At 61.1% G+C, this 17,955-nt stretch carries 15 protein-coding genes; 10 read left to right on the forward strand and 5 right to left on the reverse strand.

Annotation, left to right across the window (positions count from 1 at the left end; translation table 11 throughout):
- Positions 1 to 12 precede the first annotated feature (12 nt).
- The 8 genes from LQ231_RS05775 to LQ231_RS05810 all read left to right on the forward strand — a co-directional run bounded on the left by LQ231_RS05775 (position 13) and on the right by LQ231_RS05810 (position 9,129).
- Positions 13 to 1,023: a sugar ABC transporter permease gene (locus tag LQ231_RS05775; RefSeq protein WP_007597161.1), complete on the forward strand. Its 1,011-nt coding sequence runs from the start codon at positions 13 to 15 to the stop codon at positions 1,021 to 1,023.
- 1 nt (position 1,024) lies between these two features.
- The gene (locus tag LQ231_RS05780; protein WP_230170610.1) at positions 1,025 to 2,170 is read left to right on the forward strand and encodes a carbohydrate ABC transporter permease; all 1,146 of its coding nucleotides are present in this window, start codon (positions 1,025 to 1,027) and stop codon (positions 2,168 to 2,170) included.
- A gap of 39 nt (positions 2,171 to 2,209) precedes the next feature.
- Entirely contained in the window at positions 2,210 to 3,865 is a 1,656-nt protein-coding gene (locus tag LQ231_RS05785; protein ID WP_230170611.1) for an alpha-glucosidase family protein, read from the forward strand.
- Between the two features lie 15 nt (positions 3,866 to 3,880).
- Positions 3,881 to 4,969 carry a sn-glycerol-3-phosphate ABC transporter ATP-binding protein UgpC gene (gene ugpC, locus LQ231_RS05790; protein ID WP_113140338.1) on the forward strand — a complete coding sequence of 363 codons (1,089 nt, stop codon included), beginning with the start codon at positions 3,881 to 3,883 and terminating at the stop codon, positions 4,967 to 4,969.
- Between the two features lie 156 nt (positions 4,970 to 5,125).
- Positions 5,126 to 5,530, forward strand: a complete 405-nt coding sequence (locus LQ231_RS05795) for a hypothetical protein (RefSeq protein ID WP_113140339.1) — start codon at positions 5,126 to 5,128, stop codon at positions 5,528 to 5,530.
- Positions 5,531 to 5,654: 124 nt separating this feature from the next.
- Positions 5,655 to 6,359, forward strand: coding sequence for an SDR family oxidoreductase (locus tag LQ231_RS05800; protein ID WP_230170612.1), 705 nt, complete (start codon positions 5,655 to 5,657; stop codon positions 6,357 to 6,359).
- A 232-nt stretch (positions 6,360 to 6,591) separates the two neighbouring features.
- Entirely contained in the window at positions 6,592 to 7,914 is a 1,323-nt protein-coding gene (locus LQ231_RS05805; RefSeq protein WP_230170613.1) for a DUF2778 domain-containing protein, read from the forward strand.
- A gap of 387 nt (positions 7,915 to 8,301) precedes the next feature.
- Positions 8,302 to 9,129 carry an alpha/beta hydrolase gene (locus LQ231_RS05810; RefSeq protein WP_230170614.1) on the forward strand — a complete coding sequence of 276 codons (828 nt, stop codon included), beginning with the start codon at positions 8,302 to 8,304 and terminating at the stop codon, positions 9,127 to 9,129.
- A 156-nt stretch (positions 9,130 to 9,285) separates the two neighbouring features.
- On the opposite strand, the gene LQ231_RS05815 is transcribed toward LQ231_RS05810, so the two are convergent.
- Positions 9,286 to 10,071 carry a DUF4394 domain-containing protein gene (locus LQ231_RS05815; protein WP_113140343.1) on the reverse strand — a complete coding sequence of 262 codons (786 nt, stop codon included), beginning with the start codon at positions 10,069 to 10,071 and terminating at the stop codon, positions 9,286 to 9,288.
- Positions 10,072 to 10,334: 263 nt separating this feature from the next.
- Between LQ231_RS05815 and LQ231_RS05820 the strand changes: the two genes are divergently transcribed.
- On the forward strand, positions 10,335 to 10,886 hold the full coding sequence (locus LQ231_RS05820; protein ID WP_230170615.1) for a sigma-70 family RNA polymerase sigma factor: 552 nt from the start codon (positions 10,335 to 10,337) through the stop codon (positions 10,884 to 10,886).
- Positions 10,883 to 11,629, forward strand: a complete 747-nt coding sequence (locus tag LQ231_RS05825; RefSeq protein ID WP_230170616.1) for an anti-sigma factor — start codon at positions 10,883 to 10,885, stop codon at positions 11,627 to 11,629. Before LQ231_RS05820 ends, LQ231_RS05825 begins: the two co-directional genes overlap by 4 nt.
- Before the next feature lie 58 nt (positions 11,630 to 11,687).
- Here LQ231_RS05825 and LQ231_RS05830 read toward each other — a convergent pair whose 3' ends face one another.
- The 4 genes from LQ231_RS05830 to zwf all read right to left on the reverse strand — a co-directional run bounded on the left by LQ231_RS05830 (position 11,688) and on the right by zwf (position 17,897).
- The gene (locus tag LQ231_RS05830) at positions 11,688 to 13,469 is read right to left on the reverse strand and encodes a PAS domain-containing methyl-accepting chemotaxis protein (RefSeq protein ID WP_113140346.1); all 1,782 of its coding nucleotides are present in this window, start codon (positions 13,467 to 13,469) and stop codon (positions 11,688 to 11,690) included.
- Between the two features lie 288 nt (positions 13,470 to 13,757).
- Positions 13,758 to 15,575: a phosphogluconate dehydratase gene (gene edd / locus LQ231_RS05835; RefSeq protein WP_230170617.1), complete on the reverse strand. Its 1,818-nt coding sequence runs from the start codon at positions 15,573 to 15,575 to the stop codon at positions 13,758 to 13,760.
- 136 nt (positions 15,576 to 15,711) lie between these two features.
- Positions 15,712 to 16,410, reverse strand: coding sequence for a 6-phosphogluconolactonase (pgl, locus tag LQ231_RS05840; protein WP_230170618.1), 699 nt, complete (start codon positions 16,408 to 16,410; stop codon positions 15,712 to 15,714).
- A gap of 14 nt (positions 16,411 to 16,424) precedes the next feature.
- The gene (zwf, locus tag LQ231_RS05845) at positions 16,425 to 17,897 is read right to left on the reverse strand and encodes a glucose-6-phosphate dehydrogenase (RefSeq protein WP_230170619.1); all 1,473 of its coding nucleotides are present in this window, start codon (positions 17,895 to 17,897) and stop codon (positions 16,425 to 16,427) included.
- Positions 17,898 to 17,955: the final 58 nt, after the last annotated feature.

A 17,955-nucleotide genomic window follows, 5' to 3' on the forward strand; every position in this document is an offset into this window, starting at 1 on the left:
GAGGGAACGCAAGTGGAACAGCTATTCTTTGCATTGTTGACGATCGTGATCGGTGTCGCGGCAGCCATAGGCTACTTCTATGGGTCCAACCTGCTGCTCGACATGATTTTTCCGTCGCGCATCGCCGACACGACCCGCGCATCCGAGAACCTGCGCAAGGCGGCGCTGATCCGCCCCTGGCTGTTTCTCGGGCCAGCCCTGATCTCATTGGCGGTCTATCTGGTCTATCCCCTGTTTTCTTCGGTGGTCTATGCGTTTCTCGACCGCTCCGGCGAGAACTATGTCGGCCTCGCCAATTTCCGCTGGATGCTGCAGGATGGCGAATTCCGCCAGTCGATCTACAACAATCTGCTCTGGCTGATTGTCGTGCCGGCCGCAGCGACGCTGTTCGGCCTGATCATCGCGGCCATGACCGACCGTATCTGGTGGGGCAACATCGCCAAGTCGCTGATCTTCATGCCGATGGCGATCTCCTTTGTCGGCGCCTCGGTCATCTGGAAATTCGTCTATGACTACCGCGACGCCGGTTCCGAGCAGATCGGCATCCTGAACGCCATCGTCGTTGCCTTTGGCGGCGATCCGCAGATCTGGATCGCGCTGCCGTTCTGGAACAACATTTTCCTGATGGTCATCCTGATCTGGATCCAGACGGGTTTCGCCATGGTTCTCTTGTCGGCCGCTCTGCGCGGCATTCCGGAGGAAACCATCGAGGCCGCGATCATCGATGGCGCCAATCCCTGGCAGATCTTCATGAAGATCAAGGTGCCGCAGATCTGGAACACGATCGCAGTCGTCTGGACCACCATCACCATCCTCGTCCTCAAGGTCTTCGACATCGTTCTGGCGATGACCAACGGCCAATGGCAGACACAGGTTCTCGCCAACCTGATGTTCGACTGGATGTTCCGCGGCGGCGGCGATTTCGGCAAGGGTGCCGCCATCGCTGTCGTCATCATGATCATGGTCGTGCCGATCATGATCTGGAACATCCGCAATGCCCGCCGGGAAATGGAAGGACACTGAGATGCACGCCACCAAGCTTTCGCCGCTGACGATCGTCGTCAATCTCACCGTCCTGCTGCTGGTCGCGCTCTGGACCCTGCCGACCGCCGGCCTGCTGATCTCGTCCCTGCGCGACAAGGACCAGATCGTTGCCTCCGGCTGGTGGACGGCGCTGACCACGTCCAGCCAGAACGCCATCTATCGGGCGCCGCCAGCCAGCGCCCAGGTCGAGGAAAACGGCCAGTTCGTCATTGCCGGCAATGTCTTCGACGGCAAGGGCGGAACCGTCAGCGCCTTCGGCGTCAACATCAACAAGCCGGCCGATTTCGAACCGGGCGCCGTTGCCGAGCGCAATGACGGCAGCAAGCTGACGCTGCAGGAAAACGGCGATTTCCGCCTGGAATCGCCCAAGGCGTTTGAAGGCTCCCGCGGGGACCGCATCTTCTTCACCTCGGCCGTGCCGCCGCGCTTCACGCTGGAAAACTACCAGACGGTGCTCAATTCCGAAGGCATCGGCCAGTCCTTCATCAATTCGCTCACAGTTGCCATTCCCTCCACCATCATCCCGATCCTGGTGGCGGCCTTTGCCGCTTATGCGCTGGCCTGGATGAAGTTCCCGGGCCGCTCCATCCTGCTTGCGGTCATCGTCGGCCTGCTCGTCGTGCCGCTGCAGATGTCGCTGATCCCGCTCCTCAAGATGTATAACGGTGTTGGCGCCTTCTTCGGCGTCCCGGCCAAGGGTTATGTCGGCATCTGGCTGGCGCATATGGGCTTCGGCCTGCCGCTCGCCATCTATCTGCTGCGCAACTATATCGCCGGCCTGCCGCGCGAGATCATGGAATCCGCCCGTGTCGACGGCGCCTCCGATTTCGAGATCTTCATCAAGATCGTCCTGCCGCTGTCTTATCCGGCACTGGCCTCGTTTGCCATCTTCCAGTTCCTCTGGACCTGGAACGACCTGCTGATCGCCATGGTCTTCCTCGGGTCCGGCGACAACGAACTGGTTCTGACCGGTCGCCTCGTCAACCTGCTCGGCTCGCGTGGTGGCAATTGGGAGATCCTGACGGCATCCGCCTTCATCACCATCATTGTTCCTCTCTGCGTCTTCTTCGCCCTGCAGCGCTACCTCGTCCGGGGTCTGCTCGCTGGCTCGGTCAAGGGTGGCTGAGCGCGCAATCTCTTCACTGACATGCAACAAGGACTGAACATGAGCTCTACGACGCAATCGATGCTGACCGCCGACAAGGACTGGTGGCGTGGCGCGGTGATCTACCAGATCTATCCGCGCTCCTACCAGGACAGCAACGGCGACGGCATCGGTGACCTCAAGGGCATCACTGCGCGGCTGCACCACATTGCCGAACTGGGTGCCGATGCGATCTGGATCTCGCCCTTCTTCGCCTCGCCGATGAAGGACTTCGGCTATGACGTGTCGAACTATGTCGACGTCGATCCGATGTTCGGCTCGCTTACCGATTTCGACGGACTGATCGCCGAGGCCCATCGCCTGGGCATTCGCGTCATGATCGACCTCGTCATGTCGCACTCGTCGGATCAGCATCCGTGGTTTGTCGAAAGCCGCTCGAGCCGCGTCAATCCGAAGTCGGACTGGTATGTCTGGTCGGATTCGAAACCGGATGGAACGCCGCCGAACAACTGGCTGTCGATCTTCGGCGGTTCCGCATGGCAGTGGGATCCGACCCGCATGCAATATTACATGCACAACTTCCTGACCTCGCAGCCGGACATGAACCTGCACAATCCGGAAGTCCAGGACGCGCTGCTCGCGGCCACCCGATTCTGGCTCGAGCGCGGCGTCGATGGCTTCCGCCTCGACACGATCAATTTCTACTTCCACGACAAGGAACTGCGCGACAACCCGGCGCTGGCACCGGAACGCCGCAATGCCTCGACGGCACCGGCGGTCAACCCGTATAATTTCCAGGAGCATCTCTACGACAAGAACCGCCCGGAAAATATCGCCTTCCTCAAGCGTTTCCGCGCGCTGCTCGACGAATATCCGGCAATTGCCGCGGTCGGCGAGGTCGGCGACAGCCAGCGTGGTCTCGAGATCGTCGGCGAATACACCTCCGGCGATGACAAGATGCAGATGTGCTACGCCTTCGAATTCCTGGCTCCGGAACCGCTGACGCCGGATGTGGTCAAGCAGACGCAGATCAATTTTGCCGCCGCAGCCCCGGAAGGCTGGGCCTGCTGGGCATTCTCCAACCACGACGTCGTTCGCCACATCAGCCGCTGGGGTGCTGACGTGCTCGACCGCGACACCTATGCCAAGATGATGTCGGCGCTGTTGCTGACCCAGCGCGGCTCGGTCTGCATCTATCAGGGCGAAGAGCTTGGCCTGACCGAGGCCGACATTGCCTTCGAAGACCTGCAGGATCCTTATGGCATCCAGTTCTGGCCGGAATTCAAGGGTCGCGACGGCTGCCGCACGCCGATGGTCTGGGACAATCATGCGGCCCAGGCCGGTTTCTCGACAGCCGCCAAGACCTGGTTGCCGATCCCGGTGGAGCATGTGCTGCGCTCTGTGAACACGCAAATCGGCAAGGAGGAGACGGTTCTCGAACATTACCGTCGCTTTCTGGCCTTCCGCCGCAAGCACCCGGCCTTTGCCAAGGGCGATATCGAATTCCACGCGGCCGGCGAAACGCAGCTGGCCTACACACGATCCTTCGGCAACGAGACGCTGCTCTGCCTGTTCAACATGAGCCCGCAAGCAAGCGCAATTGCGCTTCCGGCCGGCGAATGGGTGGCGCTCGAAGACCATGGTTTCACAAGTGAGATGAACGGCAACCACGTAGAATTGCCGGCATGGGGCGCGTATTTCGCGCGTCATGTCTAAAAGGGGAGGAAGACAATGACGGGCTTGGTTCTCAAGGACATTCGCAAGGCATACGGGCAGGTCAAGGTTCTGCACGGGATCGATCTCGACATCAAGCAGGGCGAGTTCATCGTCTTTGTCGGGCCGTCGGGCTGCGGGAAATCAACGCTTCTGCGCATGATTGCCGGCCTTGAGGACATAACCAGCGGTGAAATGCTGATCGACGGCCAGCGCGTCAACGATATCCCGCCCTCCAAGCGCGGCATCGCCATGGTCTTCCAGTCCTATGCGCTCTACCCGCATATGACCGTCTACGACAACATGGCCTTCGGCATGCGCATTGCCGGCGAGAGCAAGGAAGAGATCGACCGACGCGTGCGCGCGGCGGGCGACATCCTGCAGCTCGGACCGTATCTCGATCGCCTGCCGAAAGCCCTGTCCGGTGGCCAGCGCCAGCGCGTCGCCATCGGCCGTGCCATCTGCCGCGACCCGAAGGTCTTCCTCTTCGACGAGCCGCTGTCGAACCTGGATGCGGCCCTGCGTGTCGCCACCCGCATCGAGATCGCCAAGCTCAACGACAGCATGCCGGACACGACGATGATCTACGTCACCCATGATCAGGTCGAGGCGATGACGCTGGCCGACCGGATCGTCGTGTTGTCGGCCGGCCGCATCGAGCAGGTCGGCCCGCCGCTCGAACTCTATGAGCGCCCGGCCAATCTTTTTGTCGCCCAGTTCATCGGCTCGCCGGCGATGAACATCATGCCGGCCACCATTGTTGAAGCGGGACCGACGACCACCCTGAAGCTCAAGGATGGCAGCACGGTCGCCGTCGACATCGCGACTGAGGCATCCGAAAAGGGCAAGGCCGCAAGCTTCGGCGTTCGCCCGGAAGACATCGCGATTGCCACCGGTGACGATTATCTCTTCGAGGGACTTGTCGATATCGTCGAGGCGCTCGGCGAAGTGACGATGCTCTACGTCCAGGGTCCGGCCGAAGATGCACCGATCGTCGTCAAGCTGCCGGGTATCGTTGATGTGAAGAAGGGCACGAAGCTGCGCTTCTCCGCCGACAAGACGAAGCTGCATCTTTTCGATGCAGCAGGCCAGGCCTACCGTCGATAAGGGCTAAATGTTGCCATCAAACTGGTAAGGCCCTGTTAGCCGTAGTTGCGACAGGGCCTGTATTCACCCAGGAATGGGGCTTTGGAAATACCGACTGTTAAACTGTCACTGCTAGCTTTTTGCTCATAAGAACGGCAAAAAACAGGGACAGGAACAATGGCTGCGCCAGGTAGCTCTCATTTTCTGAAAAAGGAAGAATCCTTCATGTACGACCGGGAAAACCGGTACCGCATGGAAGACACGATGAACGCGGGACGTCTCGAATATACCGAGAACGGCATGACGCATATGGCCGCGCGCCGTTGCGACGTCGTCCGGATCTCGATGAGCGGGGCGATCATTTCGCTGATCACGCAGGTCAATCTTCCCAAGCAATTCTACTTCGATATTCCGGATGCACGCATCAACAAGATCGGCAGCATCCTCTTGAAGACGTTTTCCAACAATACCGCCGAGATCCGCTTCCTGCGTCTGCTGACCCAGAAGGAACTCGACCGCATCTTCGTCTTCTCCACCCATCCGGCCCACAGGGACCGCGTGCTCGACGTACGCAGCTGGTAAGCTCGCATTCCATTTCGTGATTGAAGGCCGGTGTGGCGCAAGCTGCACCGGCCTTCATTTTTTCTGACTGGACATCCAGTGCAAAGCTCATGATCCTCCCGGCCAGACAAAGGGAGAGATAGTCATGTCCGAACAGAAGGTTGCCATCGTTACTGCGGGTGGAAGCGGGATGGGAGCAGCCGCCGCAAGGCGGCTGGCCGCAGACGGTTTCAAGGTTGCGATCCTGTCGTCGTCCGGCAAGGGCGAGGCGTTGGCGCAGGAGCTCGGCGGCATCGGCGTCACCGGCTCCAACCAGTCGAGCGACGACCTCAAGCGCCTGGTCGACAGCACCATGTCCACCTGGGGCCGGGTCGATGTTTTGGTTAACAGCGCCGGTCACGGTCCACGCGCGCAGATCCTCGAAATCACCGACGAGGACTGGCACAAGGGCATCGATGTCTATCTGCTGAATGTCATCCGCCCGACCCGGTTGGTCACGCCGATCATGCAGGCGCAGAAATCGGGCGTGATCATCAACATCTCGACAGCCTGGGCGTTTGAGCCGAGCGCCATGTTCCCGACCTCGGCCGTTGCCCGTGCGGGGCTTGCCGCCTTCACCAAGATCTTTGCCGATACCTATGCGGCGGAAAACATCCGGATGAACAACGTGCTTCCAGGCTGGATCGACAGTTTGCCGGCGACCGAAGAGCGCCGCGACGGGGTGCCGATGAAACGATATGGTACCAGCGAGGAAGTGGCTGCAACGGTTGCCTTCCTGGCCTCTTCCGGCGCGGGATACATCACCGGCCAGAACATCAAGGTCGACGGTGGCCTGACGCGCTCCGTCTGACGTTTTGCCGACGGGGCGGCTTCGGCATAGTGAGGTATGCCGGTACCGATGGCGGGAGGAAGCTGATTTCATCCCGCCATGTGACAAGAATTATCGACGCGTAAACCTCTTGGTTACCAAACTTCTTCATTCTTTAGGGCATCCGACAGAACGGGATCTCCGATCTGTCGGGCCTGTAAGAGTGTTGGCATCGCCGTATTGATGCCATGTGAGTCCGGTAGCGAGTATCAGTATGGCGTCCTCGACCAAGTTTGTGTCCGGTGGCAATGTGTCTGCCGTTGTAAAGACGAAGTCGCGCACCAAGAAGCGCGGCTCCAGCATGCCGACCATCATGGGCATTGGTCTTGCTTGCGGCTTCTGGGCCATGGCCACTCTTGCAATCGTCAAGGGCCTGTCTAGTTCGGCCGTCGAAGCGCCGACCCTTTCTGGCCATTCGCTGCCGCGACCGACACTGGCGCTTGCCCAGCCTTTGGCCCCACGCCCGATCACCACGGCCAGCATGCAGCATGCCGCGCTCGAAAAGATGCGCGCCCGTTTTGCCGAAGCGATCGCCGCGACCGATCATCTCGGCCTGCTGATGTTGCCCGCCGCCATGCGGCTCGCCGAAATCGACAAATCCGATCGTCTGCTGCTTGCCCGGATCGAGAGCTTCACCGATCCGCAGGCCATGGCTGTCCTGCGGGACGCGCTGGTCGAGGCGGAAGCGACCCGCCAGCAGGCTGGTCTTGCCACGGCCGCGCATGAGCGTCGTACCGCCGCAGACGACGTGGATCCGGTGATGACCGCCTCCATTCCCGTGGCAGCCAGCACAGCGGCGACAATGGCGCTCGGTTATGCCGCCCCGTCGACGGCCTCTGAAGTTGTTGCCGAGGCCGATCCGCGCGAGGAACCTTTCGTCGAATTGCTGTCCGAACCGGACATGGACCACGATGCCCTGCCGGATGACGGTCCGATGCCGGGCTCCAAGCCGAAGCCCAAGGCTGTGCTGGTCGAGCCTTTGACCACCGAAACGCCGGCCGCGCCGCCGAAGCCGAAAAAGACGAAAACGCTGGCCAGCATGCTGGCCTATGCCAAGCCGGACAACCCAATCACCACCGATGATGGTGCCGGTGGTCTGTTCAGCCGCAAATCAAAACTCCCGGGTGCCGGCAGCCGCATCGCGGTCTATGTCATCGACGAAGCCGTCGTTCACATGCCGAACGGTGAAAAGCTCGAGGCCCATTCCGGACGCGGCCACATGCGCGACAAGCCGAAATTTGTCCATATGAAGAACCAGGGGCCGACCCCGCCGAATGTCTACAGCCTGCGCATGCGTGAATCCCGCTTCCACGGCATCGAGGCGATCCGCATGACCCCGGTCGGCGATTCCAGAATGTACAATCGCGACGGCTTCTTGACCCATACCTACCTGCTGCGCCGACGCGGCGACAGTTCCGGCTGTGTCGTGTTCGAGGACTACAATCGCTTCCTCAACGCTTTCAAGCGCGGCAATGTGAAGACACTGGTTGTCGTTCCGAGCATGCGAGAACTGCCGAAATACATGGCGATGCTCTAGTTTTTTCCGCCTTCGTCCAGACCATCCATGCCCTCGACCATTCCGGTCGGGGGCATTTTTGTTGGTGGCAAGCCTGATGGCGAGTGAGGGCATGGCACAGTGCTGGTTGTCGCGCTGCCATGCGGCATCCAGCCGGTAAGAAAAATTGTGCACTATTTAATTGATGGCAATTGACAGCGGTGCGAATCTGCGCGATATCTACTGCGCACAAACAAATCGCACACAATTAAACAGGAGAGCCCAATGTCGGACCGAAATTCAACTGCACTCTCGCTGACCCGCAGGGACGCGCTGGTGGCCGGAACGGCATTCGCAGCCCTCGCTTTGGTGAATGCCCCGGCATTCGCAACCCCTTCATTCGCCTCTAGCAACCCAGGAGATTTGATCATGAGCAGCATCACCACCAAGGACGGCACGAATATCTTCTACAAGGACTGGGGCTCCAGAGACGGCCAGCCTGTCCTCTTCTCGCATGGCTGGCCGCTGTCGTCGGACGCCTGGGATGCGCAGATGCTGTATTTCGGCCTGCAGGGTTACCGGGTCATCGCCCATGATCGCCGCGGCCACGGTCGTTCCGACCAGCCCTGGAATGGCAACAACATGGACCAGTATGCCGATGATCTGGCCGAACTGATCGAGAAGCTCGACCTCAAGGACATCGTCATGATCGGTCATTCGACCGGCGGCGGCGAAGTGGCCCACTATATCGGTCGCCACGGCTCGGCCCGTGTCGCCAAGGTTGTCCTGGTCGGCGCCGTTCCGCCGCTGATGCTGAAGACGGAAGCCAATCCGGAAGGCGTGCCGATGGAAGTGTTCGACAGCATCCGCGCCGGCACGGCAAACAACCGGTCGCAGTTCTACTATGACCTGACGCTGCCCTTCTACGGCTTCAACCGCGAGGGTGTCACCGTCAATGAAGGCTTCCGCGAAAGCTTCCGCCTGCAGGGTCTCGCCGGTGGCATCAAGGGCCAGTACGATTGCATCCGGGAATTCTCGGAAGTCGACTATACCGACGACCTGAAGGCGATCGACAAGCCGACCCTGATCATCCACGGCGACGACGACCAGATCGTGCCGATCAAGGCAACAGCTGAAAAGGCCGCCAAGCTGGTCAAGGGTTCGACCTTCAAGGTCTATGAAGGTGGTCAGCATGGTCTGGCCCAGACACAGGCAGACAAGTTCAATGCCGATGTCCTGGGCTTCATCCGCGGCTGAACCAATGCAAAGACCCTTCTCCCGCATCGGGGAGAAGGGTCAATCGCAAAGGGGAGGCGGGTGAGGGACAAGCGTCGAACTCGGGACGCGCTGAACTCGTGCCCCTCACCCTGACCCTCGCCCCCCCAGCAGGGCGAGGGATTGCTGTGTCCGGTTTTACATCGCCGGCATCACGGTGATCGCGCGCACCGGCATATCGACCCCGGCAAGCATACCGGCCTTGGTGGCGGCGCCTGTTTCCAGATTGACCGTGTAGAGGCTATTGTCGGCGACCAGCCAGGCGGTGTTCTTGCCTTCTCCGGTTGCCTGAATGTCGAAGGCATAGGTCTTCGGCATGCCTTCGATGCCCAGCTTGCCGATCGCCTTCAGCGTGCCGTCATTCGGCTTGGTCTGCTGGATCAGCGCGCCGATCGTCGCATCGATATTGTACATCGCCGTCTTTTCAGGCTTGCCCATCGAATTGGTATAGGCAGCCGCCACCGTGTTCGGGGCTTCGCCCTTGTGCATGTCGCCCTCTTCAAAGGCGAGATTGCCGTCGACGGTGACCGCACCGGTGTCCGGATGAACCCGATAGTTCGTGGTGCCGGTCATGTAGCGCAGGCGGTCGGCGGCGGGGTTGAAGTTGACCACGACCGGCGCATCGCCGATTGTCAGCGGCTTGTCCATCTTGGCAACTTCAGTGGCCGCGCCGGTCGCAGGATCGATCGTCACGATGACGCTGTCTGCCGTCACGCCGACAATGGTCTTGGTGCCTGGGCGAAAGTCGAGGCCGACCAGTTTCGTCACACCCGTCACGTCCATCGTCTTGGTGGCATCCGGCTTGTCGGTGTCGAACATCACGAGTGTCTTGTCGCCGGCAAGGCCGAGGGCAGGGGCGGCATGCGCCGAAAATGCGGTCAGTGCGGTGGCGGCGGTCAGGGTGAGGATGCTCAAGGTCTTCATGGTCTTCTCCCGAATGAATTGATCCGGAACACGCCGGAATGGCGCCTCCTGAACCATAGACACCGGGGCGATGCAGTTTGGATGCAGTGAATTCGAATTTTTTTCTGCATCCAAATCGTCTGCTGCCGTGTCTCATGCGTAGAAGGGATGAACACATGCGATTGATCGGGGATACGGATCGTCGGCATCATGGCGTAGGCAACAGGCCTTGCAATCGCCTGCCGCGCCGCTACGCTTTGACGAGACGACAAGAAGGAGTTCGGATGGAGGATCCGCAACAGCGGCTGGAAGCGGCGCTGAAGGCCTGTGCCGCCGGGGACCGCAAGGGACTTGCCGTGATTTATCACAGCGAAGCTGCGCGTATGGTCACGATTGCCGAGCGCATCCTGCGCCGCCACGATCTGGCCGAGGAGATCGTGCAGGAAGCCTTCCTGCAGATCTGGCAGAAGGCTGGGCAGTACAGCCCGGAACGTGGATCCGCCCGTGGCTGGCTTTATGCCGTGGTCAGGAGCCGGTCGCTCAATGCCATCCGCGACGGACGGCGCGAAGAACTGACCGATACGGAAAGCTTGGAACGGCTGCAGGACGAGGCGCAGGATGGCCTGTTTGCCGATCTGTTCGACGATCTCGACCAGTCGAGCCGCCTGCGCGCCTGCCTGTCGCGCCTCGATGCCTTGCGCCGCAAGACCGTCCTGATGGCTTATGTCTCGGGCTATAGTCATGGCGAGATCGCCGGCCGGCTGAAACTGCCGCTCGGAACCGCAAAGGCCTGGATCCGCCGCTCGCTTCTGGCATTGCGGGAGTGCATGGCATGACCGAGCCGTTGAACATCGATGAACGCGCCGACGCCTATGTGCTCGGCCTGATGGATGACACCGATCGTGCCGTTTTCGAAACGGCGATGGAAGGCGATGCGGCTTTGCAAAGGGCCGTCGGTCTCGCCCGCGACCGCTTCGTCGAACTCGATCTGGCTGGCGAGCCATCAAGCCTGTCCCCCGATCTCTGGGCGCGCATAGAAGGCCAGTTGCGAACGCCGGAGCAATTGCCGGTGACCGCGCAGATGGAACAGAGCGGACGCGCCGCGGAGCCTCCCGTCCAACCGGCGAATGACAATGCAATCGGTGCACTCGGCCGCTGGAGACGCATGGCATTGTCGGCGACCGCAGCCGCGGTCCTCCTCATCGCCGGCCTCGCCTATACCCTGAGCAACCGTCCTGATCCGCAGGTGATCGCCATCCTGATGAACGATGCCGGCCAGCCGGTGGTGATGATCGAGGATTTCGGCAATGATGCTGCCAGGGTCACGCCGCTGGTTGACGTCGATGTGCCGGACGATCGCTCACTGCAGGTCTGGACGCTGCCGTCGAAGGACATGGGTCCGGTCTCGCTCGGCGTTCTGGATGGCTGGCGAACCGTCATGATAGATGGACCCGGCCTGCCGGGACCTCAGGAAGAGCAGCTTTACGAGATCACCGTCGAGCCGCTGGGGGGCTCGCCGACGGGCAGGCCGACAGGCCCGATCCTCGGCAAGGGCTTCGCCAAGGTGCCCAGGATCTGAACAAATAAGGCCGGCTGAGACAGCCGGCCTTTTTATTGATCGGGGTCGGGCGAGGCGATCAGAATTCCTGCCAGTCATCCTGCTTCAGGGCCGCATTGCCGTGGGTTGCCATCGGTCGCGCTGCCGGACGTGGTCCGGACGAAGCTGAAGACACATGTCTGACGGGGGTACCTGAGCCTTTGGCAGTGTTGCCGGCATAGTGATGGCCGAGCGAGAAGCGGGCGATGAACTGCCGCAGACGTTCCGTTTCATGGGCAAGCGTGGCGCTGGCCGCATTCGATTCCTCGACCATGGCGGCGTTCTGCTGGGTCACTTGATCCATCTGGTTGACGGCAGAGTTGACTTCGGAAAGCCCTGTTGCCTGTTCGCGTGCCGAGCTCGCGATCGCCTGCATGTGGTCGTTGACCGAGACGATATTCTCCTGAATGGTCTTCAGGGCTTCCCCGGTTTCGCTGACGAGCTTGACACCGTTCTTCACCTCTTCGGACGAATTGCGGATCAGTTCCTTGATCTCCTTTGCCGCTTGGGCGGAACGCTGGGCCAATTCGCGCACTTCCTGGGCGACGACGGCGAAACCCTTGCCGGCCTCCCCGGCGCGCGCCGCCTCGACACCGGCGTTGAGCGCCAGCAGGTTGGTCTGGAAGGCAATCTCGTCGATAACCCCAATGATGTTGGAGATCTGGTTCGACGATTGCTCGATCCGCGCCATGGCGCCAACGGCCTCCGCGACGATCTGGCCGGAGCGGGTCGCACTCGTATCGGCCATCTGTGTTGAGTGTCGCGCCTCATCGGCACGCTTGGAGGCATTGTTGACGTTCACCGTGATCTGGTCGAGGGCTGCAGCCGTCTCTTCGAGTGATGCTGCCTGCTGTTCGGTCCGCTTGGAAAGATCCTGGGCGCTGTGGCTGATTTCGCGGGTACCACTGTCGATCTGGTCGGTCGATTTCGCCACGGCGCCGAGCGTCGAGCCGAGCTGGTTCAAAGCTTCGTTTAGATTGGTGCGCAGCGGCTCGAAATCTGGCGCGAAGGCCCTGTCAAGCGTGAAGCTGACATCGCCACCGGCCATTTTGCGCAGCGACTCGCCGATCGTGTCGACGGCCAGTACGCGCTCGGTAACGTCGGTCGCGAATTTGACGACCTTGGTCACCCGGCCGCGATCATCGAGGATCGGATTGTAGGAGGCATTGATGACGACCTTCTTGCCGCCTTTGCCGAAACGTGTGAACTCTGCAGCCTGATATTTGCCGGCACGAAGCTGCTTCCAGAATTCCTGATAGTCGTTGGTGCGACTGTAGTCGGCATCGACCAGCATGCTGTGATGTTTGCCGCGGATCTCATCGATACGGTAGCCGAGGGCGTTGAGGAAATTGTCGTTGGCCGAGACGATCTCACCCTCGGGCGTGAATTCGATGATCGCCTGAACGCGGCTGATGGCTGCGATCTGGTTCTGGAAGTCGATGTTCTGAAGTCGCTCCTTGGCATTCGCCCATTCCACGACGAAGCCGGTCCTCTTCGAGCCGTCCTTCAGCGGCGTGACGATCAGGTCGAAGGCGCGCTGACCGACCCAGATCGTCGCCTTGTGCTGCGCATTCAGGCTCGCCAGCATATTGCGCTGATGGGAGGGGTTCTTGTGGAAGATGTCGATATTGCTGCCGATGAGCTTGCTGAATTCGAAGCGCGGCAATTCCTTCTTCAGATCGCTTTCCGCCTCGCGCAGGAGATCCTTTACGGCCGCATTCATGTAGCGGATATTGAGGTTCTCGTCGGCGATCATGATGTTGGCGGTAATCACCTCGAGCGATTCGAGCTGTGAGCGAGTGTTCTGCGACTTTCCAAACATGTGTTCCTGGTCCTTCTTTGCCAGAGAGCCTTTGATGATCCTTCACGCAGCGAGACTGCGTGAAAGTAGACAAGCGGCAGAACGACATCACATCTGTTTCTATCGTTATGTATGTTTTGATTCGTCGCTTTCTCCTGAAAAACATATAAAATTAGCAGTTTCGAATTCGTTAAATCTGTGCGCCTCGGATGGTGCATCCGACAAAAGTCGCAGTCATGCACGAGCCATCATGCCCCGTCGTCAGGGGTCTGATGGCTCGTTGCTCTGGGTGTGGTGCGCAGGCCGGGATTAAAACAGGACGCTGGCGCCCTGGTCGGCCGGACCGGCAATGCGGCGGAAGCTGGCAAACAGCTCGCGGCCCATGCCGTATTCATTCTCGTCCAGATTGGCCGTCGCCGCTTCGCGGGCGGCAAACTCGCCGGCATTCACCAGCACTTCCAATGTGCCGGCGATCGCGTCGAGACGAATGATGTCGCCGTCCTTGATCTTGGCAATCGGGCCGCCATCGACGGCTTCCGGTGTCACATGGATGGCTGCCGGCACCTTGCCCGATGCGCCCGACATGCGGCCATCGGTGACCAGTGCCACCTTGAAGCCGCGATCCTGCAGCACGCCGAGCGGCGGGGTCAGGCGGTGCAGTTCCGGCATTCCGTTGGCGCGCGGTCCCTGGAAGCGCACGACCGCGATGAAATCGCGCTCGAGCTTGCCGGCCTTGAAAGCCTCCTGCAGTTCCTGCTGGTCGTTGAACACGATCGCCGGGGCCTCGATGACATGGCGCTCCGGCTTGACGGCGGAGATCTTGATCACCGCCTTGCCGAGCGAGCCGGTCAGCATCTTCAGCCCGCCGTTGGACTGGAAAGGCTTGTCGAACGTCGTCAGCACCTTCGGGTCGGCACTCTGTTCCGCCGAAGGTTCGCGCCTGACGGTGCCGTCTTCGGCCAGTTTCGGATCAATGGCATAGGCGGTGAGGCCCTGGCCATAGACCGTGCGCACATCGTCATGCACAAAGCCCGCCTTCAGCAATTGCTTGATCAGGAAACCCATGCCGCCGGCAGCGTGGAAATGGTTCACGTCGGCAAGCCCGTTCGGATAGACGCGGGCGAGCAGCGGCACGATGTCGGAAAGCTCGGAAATGTCTTCCCAGGTCAGCTTGATGCCGCCCGCCCGCGCCATGGCGAGCAGATGCATCGTGTGATTGGTCGAGCCGCCGGTCGCGTGCAGGCCGACCACGCCATTGACGATCGAACGCTCGTCGATCATCTCGCCGGCCGGCGTGAACTCGTTGCCGAGCGCGGTGATCGCCAGCGCCCGCTTCGTCGCTTCCCGGGTCAGCGCGTCGCGCAGCGGCGTGCCCGGATTGATGAAGGAAGCGCCGGGCAGGTGGAAGCCCATGATCTCCATCAGCATCTGGTTGGAATTGGCGGTGCCGTAGAAGGTGCAGGTGCCGGGGCCATGATAGGACTTGGATTCGGCTTCCAGCAGTTCCTCGCGGCCGACCTTGCCTTCGGCATAGAGCTGGCGGATACGCGACTTCTCGTCGTTCGGCAGGCCGGTGGTCATCGGACCGGCCGGCACGAAGACCGCCGGCAGATGGCCGAAGGTGAGTGCCGCGATCATCAGGCCGGGTACGATCTTGTCGCAGACGCCGAGATAGACGGTGGAATCGAACATGTTGTGGCTGAGGCCGATGCCGGCGGACATGGCGATCGCGTCGCGCGAAAACAGCGACAGTTCCATGCCGGGCTGCCCCTGGGTCACGCCATCGCACATGGCCGGCACGCCGCCGGCTACCTGGGCCACGCCGCCGACTTCGGCGGCCGCCTTGCGGATCTGCGCCGGATAGGTCTCGAACGGCTGATGCGCCGACAGCATGTCATTATAGGACGTGATGATGCCGAGATTGGGGACGATGTCGCCGGCAAGCGCCGCCTTGTCCCCGGGGGAACAGACGGCAAAGCCATGCGCGAGGTTGCCGCACGACAGTGTCGAGCGGTGCACGCCCTTGGTGATCGCGCGGCGTGTGCGCTCCAGATAGAGCTCGCGGGTCGGTTTCGACCGTTCGACAATGCGCTTGGTAATGGCTTCGATACGGCGATCTGCACTCATCGGATGTTGCTCCTCAACTGGGCACGAGCGCCTTGGGCACGCATCGTGCGGGGGCCTCGACAGGCCCGAACGGTCATCGTCTTGTCGTTATAGGGCCCCTGCCGGTCTCCTCAACCGGCAGGGCAGGGCAAGCCTCTCAGGGCGCCCAATAGATGTCGGGTGTCGTCTGGGCCCGTTCAAGAACGGCCCGGATCGGCATGTCGCCCTCGTCGGTGCCGGACAATGCCTTGTCCAGCACGGTTTTCTTTTCAGCGCCTTCGATATGCACGACCAGAAGGCCCGCATCCTGCAGCGCTGAGAACGACAGCGTCAGCCGTGCCTCGCCGGCGCCCGGCGCTTCCATGGTCATCACCCGGCGCGGCTTGGAAAGGTCGAGCGCCGCCGCCAGATGATCGCCACCCGGGAAGAACGAGGCGGTGTGCCCGTCAGTCCCCATGCCGAGAATGGCAACGTCGAAAGGCTCGGTCATCCCGGGAACGATCCCGGATGCCGTCGTGGCCGCTTCCTCGATCGTTGCTTCCGGACGATAGAGCGGCACGAATTCGGCCGATGCCGCTTCATTCTTCAGCAGATGTGTCGAGACCAGAAGATGGTTCGACCGTGCATTGTCTGCCGGCACGAAGCGTTCGTCGACCAGGGTGATCTTGACCTTCGACCAGTCGAGCTTGCACGCTGACAGAGCCTCGAAAAAGGCCTTCGGTGTCGAGCCGCCGGAAACGGCGAGCGTCGCCTCTCCCTTGGCTGCAATCGCTGCGGCCAGCGCCGAGGTAACGCGCGTGGCCAATGCCTCCGCCAGCGCCGCTCCGGTCTCGAATGTATGCATGTGATGCGCCATCGCGATCCCCGGCCTTAGTCGTTTTCGTGCCAGGTGCGACCGTCGCGCTCGATCAGCGCGATGGCCTGGCTTGGACCCCAGGTGCCGGACGTATAGCCCTGCGCCTTCTGGCCGATTTCTTCCCAGGCTTTCAGGATCGGATCGACCCAGTTCCACGCCGCCTCGACTTCGTCGCGGCGCATGAACAGCGTCTGGTTCGAACGGATGACGTCCATCAGCAGGCGTTCATAGGCGTCGGGATTGCGCACTTCGAAAGCCTGGGCAAAGCTCATGTCGAGCGATACGTGGCGCAGGCGCATGCCGCCCGGACCCGGATCCTTGATCATCAGCCACTGCTTGACGCCTTCGTCCGGCTGCAGGCGAATGACCAGCTTGTTGGCTTCGATGCGACCGGCGCTTTCGCCGAAGATCGAATGCGGGATCGGCTTGAAGGCGATGACGATTTCCGACATGCGGTTGGCAAGACGTTTGCCGGTGCGCAGGTAGAACGGTACGCCGGCCCAGCGCCAGTTGTTGATCTCTGTCTTGATCGCCACGAAGGTTTCCGTGTCGGAGGCGGCACCCAGTTCTTCCTGATAGCCGTTGACGGCGCCGCCGGCAGACGCGCCGGCGCGGTACTGGCCGCGCACCGTCTGCTTCTCGACATTGGCGCCGGTGATCGGCTTCAGCGAGCGCAGAACCTTCAGCTTCTCGTCGCGCACCGCTTCGGCGTCGAGCGAGGAGGGAGCTTCCATGGCCACGAGGCAGAGCAGCTGCAGGATATGGTTCTGCACCATGTCGCGCAGCGCGCCGGCCTTGTCGTAATAGGTGACGCGACCTTCCAGGCCGACGGATTCGGCGACCGTGATCTGCACGTGATCGATATGGGCGGAGTTCCACAGCGGCTCGTAGAGCGCGTTGGCAAAACGCAGCGCCATCAGGTTCTGCACGGTTTCCTTGCCGAGATAGTGGTCGATACGGAAGATCTGCTCTTCCTTGAACACCTTGCCGACCGTGTCATTCAGCGCCTGGGCGGAGGCGAGGTCGCGACCGATCGGCTTTTCAACCACGATCCGGGTCGATTTGGTGATCAGCTTGTGATCGCGGATCTTGTCGGCAATATCGCCAAAGATCGATGGCGACACGGCGAGGTAAAAGGCGCGAACGATATCCTTGCCGGTGTCGAGCAGGGTCTTCAGCTGGCTCCAGCCCTGATCGGACTTGGCATCGACCGCGACATAGAAGATACGAGCGAGAAATTTAGCCAGCTCAGCCTCGTCGAGTTCCTCAGCCTTCAGATGTTCCTTCAACGCGGCGAGCGTGTACTGACGATATTCGTCGTCGGTCATGGCCGTGCGCGAGGCCCCGATGATCCGGGTCGGCTCGGTCAACTGGCCGGCCAGCTGGCGATGATAGAGCGCCGGCAACAGCTTTCGTTCGGCAAGGTCGCCGGTGCCGCCGAAGACGACATAGTCAAAAGGTTCAACGGGGATGATCTGGCTGCTCATACGGCGTCTCTCACTCGAAATTCGTGGCTAGGTTTGTAATCTAATCGATTTAAAAAAG

Source organism: Rhizobium sp. CECT 9324, assembly GCF_918741265.1.
Taxonomy (GTDB): Bacteria; Pseudomonadota; Alphaproteobacteria; order Rhizobiales; family Rhizobiaceae; genus Allorhizobium.